Consider the following 14,751-nt stretch of genomic DNA (forward strand, 5'->3'; position numbering starts at 1 on the left):
ATTACGCCATGCTGGACGCGCCAGCCATGGCCGCATAACTTAAACCAAACGGTCTCCGGTAAAGCCGGGGCGGTTCAGTTTCTGTTCCATGACAGCATCACGAGGATGGCTTTGTAGACACCATATGAGATGTCAAGGTTTAAGCTCGTTCAGCTTCGAGCGCTTTGGCTGCTTCGAACATCAGCTCGTTCATCCTCGCCTGGAGATCGCCTTCGGTTAAAAAAACGCCCTTGCTGCGTAGATCCGCCAGAACTTTCTGGAGAATATCGGCATCTCCAGGCACCGCCCGTCCGGCAAGCCTCAACTCGGCATGATAAGCTTGAACATCGGAACAACCGAGCTTGCTCGCGGCCCAGATCGCAAGGAGCTCGTCTCGTTTTGCCCTCGTTTTGGCCAGATTGGCGAAGTCGAGGATGTAGTGCTCTTCCAGATATCGCCGGCGTTGGTCTTCCTCGGACATCGCACACCTCCTGTCGGTTTCGAGAGATTTTAGTGCTCGCCGCATTCCGATGGATTGCGGTTGGTCAACGCGGGGCGAGACTTGACGTTCTACCATCCAAACAACCGTATGCGGAGGCGTAAGTAATGGAGAGGGGGCAGGAACCGGACTGAGCCGATTTTTGCTAGACCATCTGCTCTTGTGGATCCTGATTACAATGATTCTGACGATCGTCGCGGTCTCGTCTATCGCCCCGCGTGGCGTCGGGCTCGATCCTGCGCGAGTAGCCTCGGTCGCTGAATTAATGTGTCAAACCGGCGTTGACGCGCGTCAATGGAAAATCGTTTGACGTCGCCGATCATTCCCGAGCTCATGATGAGCGTAGAGGGAGAAATGATCATGGGCGATAAAACGTTGGGACAGGATATCATCGATGAATTCGGCTTCGAGCCGAGCATCGATGCTGCAAACGTCGGCGCCGCCGATGACGCAGGTTGCCACCTTGACTGGCCACGTGCCGACCCACGCGCAGATGGCTTCGGTCGAGACAATCGTGTGCAGAGTGAAGGGCATCGCTGAAGAGGTCGAAGTCCGGCCATTTGGCGCCAATCCCAGAGCCGGCGACGAAATCGCGAAACACGCTTAACACGATTGCCTGGAATGCGGTGGTTCTGCGCGGTGCAATCACCGTGCAGGTCCAGAAGGGCTGGGTGACCCTAAAGGATTGCGCCGAATGGTGGCATCAGAAGGAAGCTGCGGCAAGGCGCGGTCTACGCTCTGAGCGGGGTTCTTGGTGTCAACAACCAAGTTGAGGTGACTCCCAAGCTTTCGACCGGCGCTGTCAAGAAAAGGGATTGAAGATGCCCTCAAATGCTATGCCGGCGTCGAGGCCCTCAAGATCAAGGTCAACGTCGCCGGCGATCAGGTGATGCTTGAAGGTCACGTCGATGCCTGTTCGGAACGGCAGGCAGCGGAACGCGCAGCCTGGGCGGCGCCGGGTGTACGCTCCGTCGTCGACCACCTGCGGGTCGTTTGATCCCACCTTGCGGTAAGTGAGGCTGTGTACGCGGGATCGCTCGCGGCCTCTTTTGGAGACGATATGCACGCGATGGTTCTTGAAAAGGTGGGTAAGCCGCTTGTCCTCGTCGAAGGCGACGATCCCGTGCCGACCGATAACGAGTTGCTCGTGCGCGTCGAGGCCTGCGCCGTCTGCCGAACGGATCTACACGTCGTTGATGGCGACTTGAGGTCGCCAAAACTCCCACTCGTCCCTGGACACGAAATTGTCGGGATTGTCGAACAGGTCGGAAAACATGTTTCGCACAAACGCATAGGAAAGCGCGTCGGCATTCCCTGGCTTGGCCATACCTGCGGTGCCTGCTCCTACTGCCGCGCCGGAACTGAAAATCTCTGTAATGAGCCGTTGTTCACGGGATACACTCGAGATGGCGGTTTTGCCACGCATGTCGTCGCCGATAGCGAATTTGCGTTTGATTTGCCAGTGAGTGAGGACGCAATCTCGCTAGCGCCATTGCTGTGCGCGGGTCTGATCGGCTGGCGGTGTTTGAAGAAGGCCGGATCCGGCAAGCGGATAGGCCTCTACGGTTTCGGTGCGGCCGCCCACATCATCTGTCAGATCTGCATCTGGCAGGGGAGAGACGTTTATGCTTTGACCGCCCCAGGCGACCTGCAAGCCCAGCATTTTGCGAGGGAAATGGGAGCGAGCTGGGCCGGTGGTTCGGATGAGGCACCTCCTGGAGAGCTTGACGCAGCCATCATTTTCGCACCGGTCGGTGCTCTAATTCCTGTCGCGTTACGAGCTGTCCGCAAAGGTGGAACGATTGTCTGTGGCGGGATCCACATGAGCGATCTCCCGGCCATGCCATATGCGCTCCTGTGGGGCGAACGCAAACTTGAGTCGGTCGCCAATCTTACGCGTCAAGACGCAGAAGAGTTTTTTCCGCTGGCACGCGCAGCTGGCGTGCATACCTATACGGTCGTCTATCCGCTCTCCAATGCGAACAAAGCGCTGGACGATCTGCGGAATGGGAGACTGACCGGCGCGGCCGTGCTGGTTCCCTGATGGCAAAGTATAAAGTCAGTCTCCAAACGTAGCCAGTTTTCAGTGTACTTCGGCGTTCGGTGCCCTTGACGCTCGTCAACGAGACATAGACCGAGATGCCGCAGATTAGTTTAAATCTCAACCGGAGGGACAGCAATGACATTCGCAACGATACTGAACGCGGCCAGACACGATGTCACCGATGAAGAGCTCAACTCCTCGGTTTGCCTAGCCCACGAACTATCAGCGCACCTTTCGCTGGTGCTGGTCGCGACGGCAGAGCTGCCGCCCATCGGCTCGGAGCTCGAGAGCGTCTCGATAGACTGGTGGCGACAGCGACAGGCCGAGCAGAGCAAGCTGCAAGAACATGTCAAGCGCATTGAGGCATTGCTGCCATCGAAGAAAATTCCGTTCGACGTCGATGCCGTCTACACAGAACAGCTCCAGATCGACAACGTCATCGGTCATCGGGCGCAATTTGCCGATCTGGTCGTTATTGGCCGTGACGTTCTGGTCGATCCGGATCTACGTAACGCCGTGCTGGACGGCGCTCTGTTTCATGCGGGTGTCCCTGTCTTGCTTCACCCCGCCCATGGAACCTTATCTGGCGCGGAACGTGTGGTGGTGGCCTGGAAAGATACGCCAGAGACGGCAGCCGCCGTTCGGGCAAGCATGCCATTCTTGAAACAGGCACGGAAAGTCTACCTGGTCCTCGTCGACCCGCCAAACGACGATCGGGAATACGCGATGGAACTACGCGACTACCTGACCCGGCATGGCATCGACTTTTGGGTCGATCGCCTGGCCAGCGATGGTCTGACGGTGACGGAGACGATCGAAAAATACACAGCCAGCAAAGAAGCCGATTTACTCGTAATTGGCGCCTACGGGCATTCCCGATTACGCGAGCGGATTTTCGGCGGCGTCACCAAGTCCATCATCGATCACCCGAAGCAATCCGTCTTTTTGGCACGATAGCTCAGGAAATCACGGACGACGTGGTGCCCAATGGCGCGCCGCTTAAAGGTTGGAGGAAGCCATGAAAGCATTTGTGTATGAGGAACCAGGACATGCCGCTTGCCGCGATCACGATGTGGAAACCATAAATATTGGCGATCGATTTCGGCAGTTCTGCAGTCTCAGTAATTCGGACATCGTGCGACTTCAGAGCCCGAAGAAGTAGCTCATTTCGTGCCTTTCGGTCGGCTCCGATGTGGTCCAGAGCCGGTATTTGAGTGTCGCTCATTGTCGCCTCCAGTGATTACTAACAGCTACGTCGGCTGCTAGTGACAGGTGGCGCGCCAGGCGCGCGCGTCGTCGGCCGTGACGTTGACGTGTCCAGTCTGATCCAGCGCGTGCTTGTCGAATTTTTCGCTGGCTATTTCGCTGAACGCTTCGATGAATTGCTGCAGGCGGAACTCGTCGGCTCGGGGTGGATCGGCAATCGCTTCCAGCGCTCCCTGGCTGACCAGCACGATCTGGTCGCCAACCCCGCAGTCCATCAGCAGTCTTGCTTCCGCCCCCGAAGAGACCATGAATCCTGATTTCAGTTTCAAAGGCATGACGTCCTCCTTGAGTTGATCATTGACGAAGGATACGCGGCCCTGCGGGAATGATCAGTGACCAAGATCAATGGCGGAAGTGGCGACACAGGACAGCGCATCATCGCTTGGATTGGATGCCCCAGATCCTAACTCCTTGCCGCCGCTTCGATTGATAGCGCTTGTGATCCCGTTTCGGAAAAAGCGAAGCTTGGCGCTATCGGAGATAAAGTGTGCTGATCACGACGATGCCGCAAATGAGCGGAAGCGGAAGTGGGACAATTCCGAGCCAGCCAGCTAATGGCAAGATGGGCAATGAGAACGCTCCGACCACTGCCAGACCCGTCAGCACTTAAATCGCTTTCGCTGATGATGCCGATGCGCCGTCGTCGACGACTCGCAGACCCCTGAAGCCGCAATGCAGCACAACATTTGCGGCCTCCCAGGTTCTCGTTTGCGGCCCGACCACGATCGGATCGGAACTCATGATGGATCTTGCAGTCAGCATCATAACTCTCCTTGCTTTGTGCCAATCTAGCGAGACGTCGCTCACGTGCGTGACGCGCGTCAACGCCTGCATCTCATCTGAGAGAGCGGCGGAAACCTGTTAAGGAGAAAATGAACAAGACCCCGGCAATTCCTGCGAGCCAAATGAACTGGGGCCAGACGACGGCGAACCCCGCGCCTCGATAAAGCACGGCCTGCGCCATCAGGATGAAATGTGTGTTTGGGGCCGCGAGCATAAACGTCTGGATCACCTGCGGCATGCTCTCTCGCGGTGTCGTCGCACCGGAGAGGATCTGCAGCGGCAGCAGGATCAGCATCAGCAGCAAGCCGAACTGCGGCATCGAGCCGGCGATCGTCGCAAGCGCGATGCCCATTGCGGTCGTGGCGAGAAGATGCAGAGCCGCTCCCGTCATAAATAGCGTCAACGATCCTTCAAGCGGCACATCGAGAAGACCTTGAACCATGAAGATGAGGGACAGTCCGGTGGCGACGAAGACGACCAGCCCCATCGACCAGATTTTGGCGAGCATGATCTCGGGTGGCCTGACCGGCGTGACCAGTAGATGCTCTACCGTTCCATGTTCTCGCTCTCGGATGAGCGCCGTGCCAGTCAGTATGATCGACAGCATGGTCACGTTGTTGATGACATGCATGACTGCGGCAAACCAGGTCTGGTTGAGCTCCGCGTTAAACCGGGCCCGAAGAGCCAGATCGACTGTGGGCCCGGAACTGGTCGCGCTGGCCTTTGAAAAGAAACCGACTTCGTCCGAGACGATTGCTTGAACATAGCCGGAGCCGGAAAAAGCCTGAGTCATGCGCGTTGCATCGACGTTGAGCTGGATGCTCGGAGACTTGCCGGCGATGAGATCGCTTTGGAAATTCGTCGGGATGTCTAGCGCGAACGTATCAGTTCCGGCATCCATGCGTGTGTCCATTTCGCCGGCGGTTATCATCGCTGGCTGCTTGAAATATGGCGCAAGGAATGCATCGGCGATGCGCCGCGACAGCGGAGAGGCGTCCTCGTCGACGATGGAGATCGGTGCGTTGTTCAGGGTTTCGGGAACCGCCTTCACTTCGGCATAGACGGCAATGGTAAAGGAATAGACGATCAAGCCGAGAAGGATCGGATCCCTTAGCAGGCCGCGCAACTCCTTGATCCCAAGATGGAAGACGTTGGCGAAGTGCATCTTGTCACCGAGCCTGTTTCTTGAGGAAAAGGGCGCTGATGGCAATGAGCAGGGGGCCGGCCACGATGAGAGGAATAAGGGCGGCCTTGAGGCTTTCCAGGCCCAGACCTTTGGAAAACGTCCCACGGGAGATGATGTTGAAATAGGTTGACGGAAAGATCTGGCCGACAACCGCGCCAATGCCCTGAAGGGAGGAAACGGGGTCGATCATGCCGGAGAACTGCACCGCCGGAATAATCGTCATCAGCGTCGTGCCGAAGATCGCGGCAATCTGGCTCGACATGAACGTCGAGATTAACAGGCCAAAGGCCGTCGCGAAGGCGACATAGAGAATTGCGGAGATCGTAAAGGCCAGCAGACTGCCCGTGAATGGCACCTGAAATACGAAAAGGGCGAAGAGCCAGAGCAAAACCGCATTGGCCATCCCCAGCGCCAGATAGGGAAGTTGCTTGCCGATGAGGAATTCGAGTCTTGTGGTCGGCGTGACATAGAAGTTCACGATCGATCCAAGCTCCTTTTCCCGAACGACTGAAAGCGCAGACAACATCGCCGGAATCAGAAGCAACAGGAGGGGAATGACGGCCGGGACCATCGCGACGAGACTTTCGATACCTGGATTGTAGCGGAAACGGGTCTCCACGGAGAACTGTCCGGGCGTATCGTCGCCGAAGATCTCGCGCGCCTTGCGCAAAAGCCATGCATGGTGCATGCCCTCGACATAACCCCGAATCGTTTCGGCGCGCTGTGGCATGGCCCCGTCGATCCAGGCGCCGATCGCTACGTCATGACCGCGGGCAATGTCCTGGGCAAACCCGGATGGAATTTCGATGGCCAGCTCCAGCGAACCATCGCGCATGCGCCGGTCGAGATCAGCGTAATCGATGAGCGGCGTTTGTTCCAGGAAGTAACGGGAAGCGGCAATATCTGCGACGTAGTCTCGGCTCGTAACCGTATCGTCGTTGTCCAGAACGGCGAATGTAAGATCGTTGACATCCATGTTGATGCCATAGCCGACGACGAACATCAGGATGACACTGCCGATCAACGCCAATGTCGCGCGGATCGGATCGCGGCGCAGTTCCAGCGTTTCTCGCCGGCTGAGACTGAGGGTTCGATGCAGATTGAAATAACTGCTTTTCCGGGGGGGCGCGAGGATCGTTGAATGCTGCTTCTCCTCGGGCCTTGTTGGCTCCCTCGCGGCAGGCTCGGCTATCGCCTCTTCCAGATAGCCGATGAAGGCTTCCTCCAACGTGACGGCATGCCGGCTCTCGCGGATAGCAGCTGGCGTGTCGCTCACCAGAACGCGACCGGCATGCATGAGCGAGATGCGATCGCAGCGCTCTGCTTCGGCCATGAAATGGGTTGAGATGAAAATGGTGACACCGTCGTTACGCGATAGGTCGACCAGCATCGCCCAGAGCTGATCACGGGCAATCGGATCGACACCCGACGTCGGTTCGTCGAGGATCAGCATTTCGGGAGCATGGACAAGTGCGACTGCTAGCGACATCCGCTGTCGGATCCCTAGCGGAAGAGCATCGGGAAAACTATCAAGGATCTCGGAGAGCTCGAGCCGGCGGGATAGCTCATCAATGCGGGAAGCCACGGTGGCGCTCGGCAGCCCAAAGAGCTTGGCGTGCAGCTCAAGATTCTGCCGGACTGTCAGTTCAGAATATAGCGAAAATGTCTGGCTGACATACCCCACCCGCCGCCGAACATCGATGTCGCGCGGATCCACCGGCATTCCGAATAGGTTCGCGGTTCCGCCACTCGACGGCAGGAGGCCCGTCAGTATTTTCATCGTCGTCGACTTGCCGCAGCCGTTCGAGCCGAGAAAACCAAAGATCTCGCCGCGGCGGATCCTGAAGCTGACATTGTCGACCGCGGTAAAATCGCCGAAGCGCTTGGTCAACCCGTCAGCCTCGATGGCATAATCGTCCAGAACCCGCGGCGGTGACCGTTCGGCAAGACGATGAGTGGTCCGTCTTTCCTCAGGCATCAGTGCGATGAACGCGTCGTCAAGCGTCCGGGTATTGGTCGAAGACAAAAAAAGGTCGGGGGAACCAATGGCGACCGTTCGTCCACCATCCATTGCGACCAGACAGTCAAAGCGGGCAGCCTCTTCCATGTAGGCGGTTGCGACGACGACGCTGAGGCGGGGCCGCTCATGGCGAATATCGTCAACCAGCTCCCAGAACTGTCGACGTGACAAAGGATCGACGCCGGTCGTCGGCTCGTCGAGGATCAACAATTCCGGGTCATGAATGAGGGCGCAGCACAGACCGAGCTTCTGTTTCATCCCTCCCGACAGATTTCCCGCTGGCCGGTCCTTGAAGCCGACAAGACCCGTTCGGCGAAATAGCCTTTCTATGCGATATTCTCGTTCCTCTTGCCCCTGACCAAACAGGCGCCCGAAAAAATCTGCATTCTCGAACACCGAAAGCGTTGGATAAAGGTTCCTGCCGAGGCCTTGAGGCATGTAGGCGATCGATGGGCAGACACGCCGGCGATGGCTCGCGCGGCGCATGTCGCCCCCGAGCACTTGAATTTCGCCAGCCTGGATTTTGCGCGCGCCGCCAATCAGCGAAAGGAGCGAGGACTTGCCGACGCCGTCCGGGCCGACAATGCCGCTCATGCGCCCATAAGGGATGCAAAAAGAGATGCCGTCGAGCGCTGATATTTTGCCGTAGGCGTGACTGACATCCTTCAAAATCACGACATCATCGTTTTTCCCGATCGTGTCCATTGGGCGCGACCTCTCACGGTGAAAGCGGCTTAGCGAGCCGCTCGGGCCAGGATGCATTCGGATCGATCTTCACATAGGCCCGCCCGGGAAGCCCTGTTTTCACCTGGGCCACATATTTCTGAAGCAGCTCCGTGGGCACTTGCGCGCGAAGGCGGAACATGAGTTTTTCGCGCTCTTCGTCCGTTTCGACTGTCTTTGGTGTAAATTGCGCAACGTCGGAAACGAACGAGATTCGCGCTGGAATGACATACTGAGGCGCTGCGTCGAGCACGATGCGAGCCTCACTGCCGATGGCGGTCCGGCCGGCGTCGGCGGTCGGCAGAAAAAACGTCATGTAAACGTCGCCGACATCTAGCATGTTGAGCACGCGTCCGCCGGCGGCGACGACTTCGCCGGGACGAGCGATGATATATTGTACCCGGCCGCTCCGCGATGCCTTGAGCTGGCTGTCGCTCAAATCAGCGTCGACCCTTGCAACGGTCGCCTCGGCTGCCTCGACGGCAGCCTGTGCATCAACCACCTGAGCGTTGGCCGCGCTGATCCCGGCTTTTGACGCAGCCAGATTGGCTCTTGCCGCACCAAGCGCAGCCACGGCTCCATCGACTCGCGCCTGATCGTCATCAAGGGTCTGGTCTGAAACTGACCCGCTTCGGGAAAGCTGTGTGCTTCTTGCCAGCCGCTTTTGCGCCGAGTGAAGCTGCACCTCAGACTGGGCCACCGCCGCGGCCGTTGCATCTCTTTCGGCCTCGCGTTGGGTAACAAGAGCCCTGACGGTATCGACGCCGATCTTCGCCCTTGACAATTGCGCCGCCGCTTCGCGCTTTTGGGCGATCAACTGCTCGATATCGAGGGTCGCCACGATCTGGCCGGCTTTGACGAATTCTCCTTCTCTTACATAGACCGCGTGAAGACGACCGGCCGTGCGCGCGGCAATATCGATTTCCACGGCTTCGATCCGCCCGTTGCCGCTCGCAATTCCACTGGGTGATTGAGCGGCCACATGGCTCTCGTAAGTCTTCCACGTGAAGTAGGTCGTGCTGGCCAAAAGAATCGCGCCAAGACCAATTTTCCAGAAGCGGTTCAATGTCCTGTACCCTCAACGAAGCTCGTGAAACGATGCTTGCTCCCGCTTCGGACGGTCCGCCTTGACGGCGATCAAGGGAAGGCCCGATTTCCCGGCCAAGTGGAGGAGGCAGACGCCTCTGCACACAGCGGCAGCAGAGGTTGACGAAGATCATCGCGGCCTTCTCATTTTTCGGTCACGCTGGCTCCATTTCATCCTAACCGACAAAAGGAGCCACCACATGTCCTTCAAGACCATACTTGCGATCGTCAGCGTTTCGAAAGCCACTGCAGATCTGAACAATGCAATCAATCTCGTCGCCGATACTGACGCACATCTTTCGGTCCTGGTTGTCGCAGCAGCCCTCCAGCCGTTCGGAGCGGATTATCCCGTCGCGACGGCCTGGCTCGAAGAAAGAGAAAAAGAAATTGATGAATTGTCCGAAGTTCGTCAGGAAGCTGATGATCTTTGCCGGAAGGCCGGGATATCCTATGATTTGGATAGCGTCTACGACGACCTGTTCATCGTTCAAAGCAACATTCGTCTCCGGGCTATATACGCGGATATTGTCGTCCTTGGACCGAGCGTTCGGTCCGATGGACGTTTGCGCAAGACCGTCATCGCCGCGGTCGCATTCGATGCCGGCACGCCGATTTTTCTGTTGCCGGGAACCGGCAACACCAGCCTAGCACCGCAGAACGTGATGCTGGCGTGGAATTCCAAGCCCGAGGCCGCTAATGCCGCAAAAGCGGCGCTTGCCCTCCTGAAAGGGGCCGCAAACACCCATGTCGTTCTGGTTGACCCCGACAGCAATTATTTCAAGAACGGTGGTGAGCCGGGTGCCGACATTGCCACGTTCCTTGCGCGTCATGGCGTCACGACAACTGTCGAGCAGGTGGCCAGTGGCGAGCGGCCGACGGGGGAGGTGCTTCGGCAGCATGCGCTTGAGCTGGGCTGCGACATGATTGTCATGGGCGCTTACGGCCATTCCAGGCTCATGGAGCGGATTTTCGGTGGTGTCACCGCGTCCATGCTTGAAGAGTGCCAGTGCCCGGTATTCCTGGCTCGATAGGCGAAAACCCCCGCTCGACCTCGATAAGGGCGCATCGTCTAGCTCTGCAGGACGCGAGAGGCCCGGCTTTAACGAGCGACTGCCCCGTCGCGCAGCGAAGGCGCGACTATTCAACTGCTCCTCTACCAATGAGGTGAAGCAATGTATTTCCGGGCTCTTGCCGCAGACTATGATTGTTGGGGGGATGCGGACGAAAACTTGGACCACCAAGGAGGTAGTTCATGTATTCCTACGCAGACAGACTTCGAGCGGTTGAGCTCTATATCCGGCTGGGCAAGCGACTTAATGCGACCATTCGCCAGCTGGGATATCCCACCAAGAATGCGTTGAGGGGCTGGTATCGCGAGTACGTACAGCATTTCGACCTGCGTACTCAGCCGGTAGCGCGAGCGCCAAAATACTCAGAGGCTCAGAGGCAGGTGGCACTTGAGCACTTTCGCACCCATGATCGTTGCATCTCTGCGACGATGAGGACGCTCGGCTATCCCGGTCGAGGAACTTTAACCGCATGGGTTCGTGAGGCGTTCCCGGAGGCGCGGACATCGATCGTCGGTCGATCGTGGCACCCTGGCTATTCCGAGGAGGTCCGGCAAGCGGGGGTCATCGAATTATGCAGTGGAGATGAAAGCGCTCAACAGGTAGCTGACCGACTGGGCGTCTCAAGGCCGACATTGTACAGCTGGAAAGAACAGCTACTCGGTCACGAGGCTCCCTCATCCATGAAACGCCGCAAATCCAACCCCAAGGTGCCTGAACGTGAAGAGCTCGAGCGCCAGCTTGAAGCCCTCCAGCGTGATGTCCGCCAGTACAGCTCGAGCATGATCTCCTGAAGAAGGCCAACGAACTCCTAAAAAAAGACCTGGGCGTCGATCTGCAGATCCTTAGTAATCGGGAGAAGACCCGGCTGATTGACGCCCTTAAGGAAGTTTATCGCTTGCCAGAGCTGCTTGCCCAGCTTCGGATTGCCCGCAGCTCCTACTTCTACCATCGCGCCCGCATATGCCTGGCAGACAAGTATGCCGCCGTCCGCCACAGCCTAGCGGAGATCTTTGAAGCGAACCGTCGTTGCTACGGTTATCGACGACTGCAGGCGTCGCTGGCCAGACAAAGCGTGATAATCTCGGAAAAGGTTGTCCAGCGATTGATGAAGCAGGAGCAATTGGTCGTTGCCAAGCCGCGTCGACGGCGGTTTGGATCCTATCTGGGAGAGATCAGTCCAGCGCCCGAGAACCTGATCAATCGCGACTTCCATGCAAAAGCGCCGAACGTGAAGTGGCTGACAGATATCACCGAGTTCCAGATCCCAGCCGGTAAGGTGTACCTTTCGCCCATCATCGACTGCTTTGACGGCATGGTCATCAGCTGGTCCATCGGAACCCAACCAGATGCGGGTCTCGTCAACACCATGCTGGATGCAGCCATTGGAACCGTCGCCAACTGCGAGGAACGGCCAATCATCCATTCCGATCGCGGAGCCCATTATCGATGGCCGGGCTGGCTAACCCGTATCAGTGAAGCGAGACTGGTTCGCTCGATGTCCCGAAAGGGTTGCTCGCAAGACAACGCCGCGTGCGAAGGGTTCTTCGGTCGGTTGAAAACCAAGCTCTTCTATCCACGAGACTGGAAGGTCATCACGATCGAGCAGTTCGTGGCAGAGGTGGACGCCTACATCCGATGGTACAATGAAACGCGCATCAAAATATCACTGGGATCACTCAGCCCGGTCGAATATCGTAAGAGCCTCGGCCTGAGCATTTAAAACAGTCCAAGTTTTTATCCGCACCCCCTTATGCGCCTAACCGGCTCACTTCTGCGCGGAAATCAACACGCTTCAGCCTTACCTGTTCGGGCAGACGGCTTGGCTGGAGAAATGTCATCAGCGACTGGAGGCGCCTTCAGCCAACGGATGATCTCATCAAGGGCCGGCCGCAATTGCTTCCTGAGTTCAGTGGTCATGTCGTCTTCGATACCGCAGGCCTCTCCGATCGCAGTCCAGTCGAGATGGCCGTTCAGGATTGGCGGCCGTTTGCGGTAGATGATCAGGCTGGTCAGGTAAGGGCGGATATTTTCCAGCACCCGCTTCGAGGATATCGGTGCAATACGCACCTCGCAAAATTCCGAAATTTTTCGCTGAAAATGACGTGATGAAAGATCGTGTTTGGGCATGCTCATTCCGTTTCTCTCTGGCACCAGTGCCGAGGGCGAGCGGAAATATGGTCGTGCGGTAAACAAAACATGTATGGTTAGTGCATCTCAGCGTCGGTGGGCGGCAATTGAGAAAATAACGTGAAAGATATATAAACAGATCATATGTTAGGAAATGATCCTAAAAGATATCTTTTCTATTGACCTGCGCGATGAGTTTAAGATATCTCCTCCTATACTAGGGAGAGTGGTTGGTAGGCGATATGGCACGGTCTGAATCAGATGCTCTGCTGGAAATCGGACAATTGCTGAAAGCTGCCCGTAAAGTCCGGCAGCTGACACAGGAACAGGTTGCCGAGATGGCAGGCATATCGCGTCCCCGCTATCGTGAGATAGAAACCGGAAGCAGTGCTGCGCGCACGACGACCCTCATCAACATCGCCCGCGCGCTCGGGCTTGAATTGATGCTCATCCCGCAAGCTATGGTTCCGGCTGTTGATGCCCTGCTGCGGCCGCACGACGATCTGGATGATCTCCCGGCATTCATGGCTCACCCAGATGAGGGTGAGAATGTCTGAGGTTGCTCCCGATCCGAGATCCATCTCGTCGCTCGACGTGCTGCTGAACGATGTGAAGGTCGGTACAATTGTTCGGACGCCTGGCGACTTCAACGCCTTCAGCTTCGCAGACAGCTATCGCGCAACCGGCGGCGTTCCAGTGCTTAGTCTGTCTTTTCGCGCAGCCACTGGCGGCTTGCGGAAGGATCCGAAGCCCGTCGCCAGAGCGTTACCGGCGTTCTTTGCCAATCTGCTTCCCGAAGACAAGCTGCGCGAGGCGATGGAAAAACACCACGCGGGGAGTGTTCGCGCGGGAAACGATTTCGACCTGCTTTTCGCGCTTGGGTCTGATCTGCCTGGCGCAGTCCGCGTCGTGCCGAGTGACGGAACGGTTGTGTGTTTCGACAACCTGTCCGCTCCCAAGCCGAAGGCCCGGTTCTCGCTTGCCGGCGTCCAGATGAAGCTTTCGGTCATCAAGAATACGGGGAAGGGCGGTGGACTAACTCTGCCGCTCGGCGACGACCAGGGATCCTACATCGCCAAGTTTCCATCGACCTCGTTTCCCGGGGTGTCGGAAAATGAATATGCCAATCTCGCGTTAGCTGAAGCGATCGGGATGGAAGTGCCGGAACGTGAACTGGTCGAGCAGTCGGAGTTTGAAGGTATACCGAAGGAGTTCGAGACGCTGTCGGATGGAAAAGTCCTGCTCGTTAAACGCTTCGATCGCGGCGCAAGCGGCGAGCGCATCCATATTGAGGATTTCGCGCAGGTGTTCGGCGTTTATCCTTCGCGGAAATACGAAGGTGCCGCCTATCATGATATCGCCGCAGCCTTGAACGTTGCCGTATCGTCCACCGCTGCTCTTGAGTTCGTCCGCCGACTGGCTCTGATAGCCATCACCGGCAATGGCGACATGCACTTGAAGAACTGGTCGTTGATCTATAACGGGGCAGGTGACAAACCGCAGCTCGCGCCCGTCTATGACGTGCTCTCGACGATCCCTTACATCCCTGCGGATGCCATGGCTCTGTCGCTCGCCGGCGAACGGCCCTTCAAGGCGCTGAACGTGCAGCGATGGAAAGCCTTCGCCAATCGTGCGCGGCTGCCGGAAGCGGCCGTGCTCAAAGCGGTGGTCGAGACGGTCGAGCGCGTCAACGAAGTTTGGTGGTCGCTGCCGGAACGTAGTGTTGCTCCGGCGAAGATTCTCGAGCGTATCGATACGCATGTCAGGCTGATGACATCGATCCTTGGCACGTGCGCGGAGTAAAGCCGTCCGGCCGAGCGGTGGCGGCGAAGCTCCGTCCTAGCCCGTGCGCCAATTCTCTTGGCGCATCTTCACCCGTTGCTAAAGAGTATCATCAACGATTCTGAGCGAGAGCGCTTCCTGCACGACATGGTGCTCCGCAGCATCCACAGTTTCTGAGATGGCATC

15 protein-coding genes and 1 pseudogene are annotated in these 14,751 nt (G+C 57.5%); 8 read left to right on the forward strand and 8 right to left on the reverse strand.

What is annotated here, in order from left to right:
• Positions 1 to 139: 139 nt before the first annotated feature.
• Positions 140 to 460, reverse strand: coding sequence for an ATPase inhibitor subunit zeta (locus V6S97_RS27470; RefSeq protein WP_334428238.1), 321 nt, complete (start codon positions 458 to 460; stop codon positions 140 to 142).
• A 324-nt stretch (positions 461 to 784) separates the two neighbouring features.
• On the opposite strand from V6S97_RS27470, the gene V6S97_RS27475 reads away from it, so the two are divergent.
• The 4 genes from V6S97_RS27475 to V6S97_RS27490 all read left to right on the forward strand — a co-directional run bounded on the left by V6S97_RS27475 (position 785) and on the right by V6S97_RS27490 (position 3,479).
• Positions 785 to 1,018 (forward strand): hypothetical protein, encoded by a 234-nt coding sequence (locus V6S97_RS27475; RefSeq protein WP_334428239.1) that lies wholly within the window; start codon positions 785 to 787, stop codon positions 1,016 to 1,018.
• 319 nt (positions 1,019 to 1,337) lie between these two features.
• Positions 1,338 to 1,475, forward strand: a complete 138-nt coding sequence (locus V6S97_RS27480; protein WP_334428264.1) for a BON domain-containing protein — start codon at positions 1,338 to 1,340, stop codon at positions 1,473 to 1,475.
• Between the two features lie 63 nt (positions 1,476 to 1,538).
• On the forward strand, positions 1,539 to 2,522 hold the full coding sequence (locus V6S97_RS27485; protein WP_334428241.1) for a zinc-dependent alcohol dehydrogenase family protein: 984 nt from the start codon (positions 1,539 to 1,541) through the stop codon (positions 2,520 to 2,522).
• Between the two features lie 135 nt (positions 2,523 to 2,657).
• Complete coding sequence (locus V6S97_RS27490) at positions 2,658 to 3,479, forward strand: universal stress protein (protein WP_334428242.1); 822 nt, start codon at positions 2,658 to 2,660, stop codon at positions 3,477 to 3,479.
• A 1-nt stretch (position 3,480) separates the two neighbouring features.
• Here the strand turns inward: V6S97_RS27490 and V6S97_RS27495 are convergent, their stop codons facing one another.
• From V6S97_RS27495 to V6S97_RS27520, 6 genes are all read right to left on the reverse strand, one after another.
• Positions 3,481 to 3,747 carry a hypothetical protein gene (locus tag V6S97_RS27495; RefSeq protein WP_334428243.1) on the reverse strand — a complete coding sequence of 89 codons (267 nt, stop codon included), beginning with the start codon at positions 3,745 to 3,747 and terminating at the stop codon, positions 3,481 to 3,483.
• A gap of 37 nt (positions 3,748 to 3,784) precedes the next feature.
• Complete coding sequence (locus V6S97_RS27500) at positions 3,785 to 4,063, reverse strand: hypothetical protein (protein WP_334428244.1); 279 nt, start codon at positions 4,061 to 4,063, stop codon at positions 3,785 to 3,787.
• A 331-nt stretch (positions 4,064 to 4,394) separates the two neighbouring features.
• Complete coding sequence (locus V6S97_RS27505) at positions 4,395 to 4,550, reverse strand: hypothetical protein (RefSeq protein ID WP_334428246.1); 156 nt, start codon at positions 4,548 to 4,550, stop codon at positions 4,395 to 4,397.
• A gap of 73 nt (positions 4,551 to 4,623) precedes the next feature.
• Positions 4,624 to 5,736 carry an ABC transporter permease gene (locus V6S97_RS27510; protein WP_334428247.1) on the reverse strand — a complete coding sequence of 371 codons (1,113 nt, stop codon included), beginning with the start codon at positions 5,734 to 5,736 and terminating at the stop codon, positions 4,624 to 4,626.
• 4 nt (positions 5,737 to 5,740) lie between these two features.
• Complete coding sequence (rbbA, locus tag V6S97_RS27515) at positions 5,741 to 8,482, reverse strand: ribosome-associated ATPase/putative transporter RbbA (protein ID WP_334428248.1); 2,742 nt, start codon at positions 8,480 to 8,482, stop codon at positions 5,741 to 5,743.
• A gap of 13 nt (positions 8,483 to 8,495) precedes the next feature.
• Positions 8,496 to 9,566 (reverse strand): HlyD family secretion protein, encoded by a 1,071-nt coding sequence (locus V6S97_RS27520; RefSeq protein ID WP_442886125.1) that lies wholly within the window; start codon positions 9,564 to 9,566, stop codon positions 8,496 to 8,498.
• A gap of 220 nt (positions 9,567 to 9,786) precedes the next feature.
• On the opposite strand from V6S97_RS27520, the gene V6S97_RS27525 reads away from it, so the two are divergent.
• Positions 9,787 to 10,617 (forward strand): universal stress protein, encoded by an 831-nt coding sequence (locus tag V6S97_RS27525; RefSeq protein ID WP_334428249.1) that lies wholly within the window; start codon positions 9,787 to 9,789, stop codon positions 10,615 to 10,617.
• 221 nt (positions 10,618 to 10,838) lie between these two features.
• A protein-coding gene (locus V6S97_RS27530) for an IS3 family transposase (protein ID WP_334428251.1) occupies positions 10,839 to 12,376 on the forward strand; the annotation gives its coding sequence in 2 pieces (ribosomal slippage) (positions 10,839 to 11,424 and positions 11,424 to 12,376; 1,539 coding nt in all).
• A gap of 77 nt (positions 12,377 to 12,453) precedes the next feature.
• On the opposite strand, the pseudogene V6S97_RS27535 reads toward V6S97_RS27530, so the two are convergent.
• Positions 12,454 to 12,783 (reverse strand): annotated as a pseudogene (locus V6S97_RS27535) (hypothetical protein); the annotation flags it as partial.
• Positions 12,784 to 13,025: 242 nt separating this feature from the next.
• On the opposite strand from V6S97_RS27535, the gene V6S97_RS27540 reads away from it, so the two are divergent.
• Positions 13,026 to 13,340, forward strand: coding sequence for a helix-turn-helix domain-containing protein (locus V6S97_RS27540; protein WP_020808313.1), 315 nt, complete (start codon positions 13,026 to 13,028; stop codon positions 13,338 to 13,340).
• Entirely contained in the window at positions 13,333 to 14,586 is a 1,254-nt protein-coding gene (locus V6S97_RS27545) for a type II toxin-antitoxin system HipA family toxin (protein WP_191218522.1), read from the forward strand. Before V6S97_RS27540 ends, V6S97_RS27545 begins: the two co-directional genes overlap by 8 nt.
• Positions 14,587 to 14,751 lie beyond the last annotated feature (165 nt).

It is taken from the genome of Agrobacterium sp. CCNWLW155, from assembly GCF_036888815.1.
Lineage (GTDB): Bacteria > Pseudomonadota > Alphaproteobacteria > Rhizobiales > Rhizobiaceae > Agrobacterium > Agrobacterium radiobacter.

Coding starts and splice junctions, on each gene's coding strand:
- V6S97_RS27495 (WP_334428243.1), bottom strand. CDS start 3,747: ATGAGCGACACTCAAATACCGGCTCTGGACCACATCGGAGCCGACCGA.
- V6S97_RS27500 (WP_334428244.1), bottom strand. CDS start 4,063: ATGCCTTTGAAACTGAAATCAGGATTCATGGTCTCTTCGGGGGCGGAA.
- V6S97_RS27485 (WP_334428241.1), top strand. CDS start 1,539: ATGCACGCGATGGTTCTTGAAAAGGTGGGTAAGCCGCTTGTCCTCGTC.
- V6S97_RS27510 (WP_334428247.1), bottom strand. CDS start 5,736: ATGCACTTCGCCAACGTCTTCCATCTTGGGATCAAGGAGTTGCGCGGC.
- V6S97_RS27525 (WP_334428249.1), top strand. CDS start 9,787: ATGTCCTTCAAGACCATACTTGCGATCGTCAGCGTTTCGAAAGCCACT.
- V6S97_RS27545 (WP_191218522.1), top strand. CDS start 13,333: ATGTCTGAGGTTGCTCCCGATCCGAGATCCATCTCGTCGCTCGACGTG.
- V6S97_RS27490 (WP_334428242.1), top strand. CDS start 2,658: ATGACATTCGCAACGATACTGAACGCGGCCAGACACGATGTCACCGAT.
- V6S97_RS27470 (WP_334428238.1), bottom strand. CDS start 460: ATGTCCGAGGAAGACCAACGCCGGCGATATCTGGAAGAGCACTACATC.
- V6S97_RS27540 (WP_020808313.1), top strand. CDS start 13,026: ATGGCACGGTCTGAATCAGATGCTCTGCTGGAAATCGGACAATTGCTG.
- rbbA (WP_334428248.1), bottom strand. CDS start 8,482: ATGGACACGATCGGGAAAAACGATGATGTCGTGATTTTGAAGGATGTC.
- V6S97_RS27505 (WP_334428246.1), bottom strand. CDS start 4,550: ATGCTGACTGCAAGATCCATCATGAGTTCCGATCCGATCGTGGTCGGG.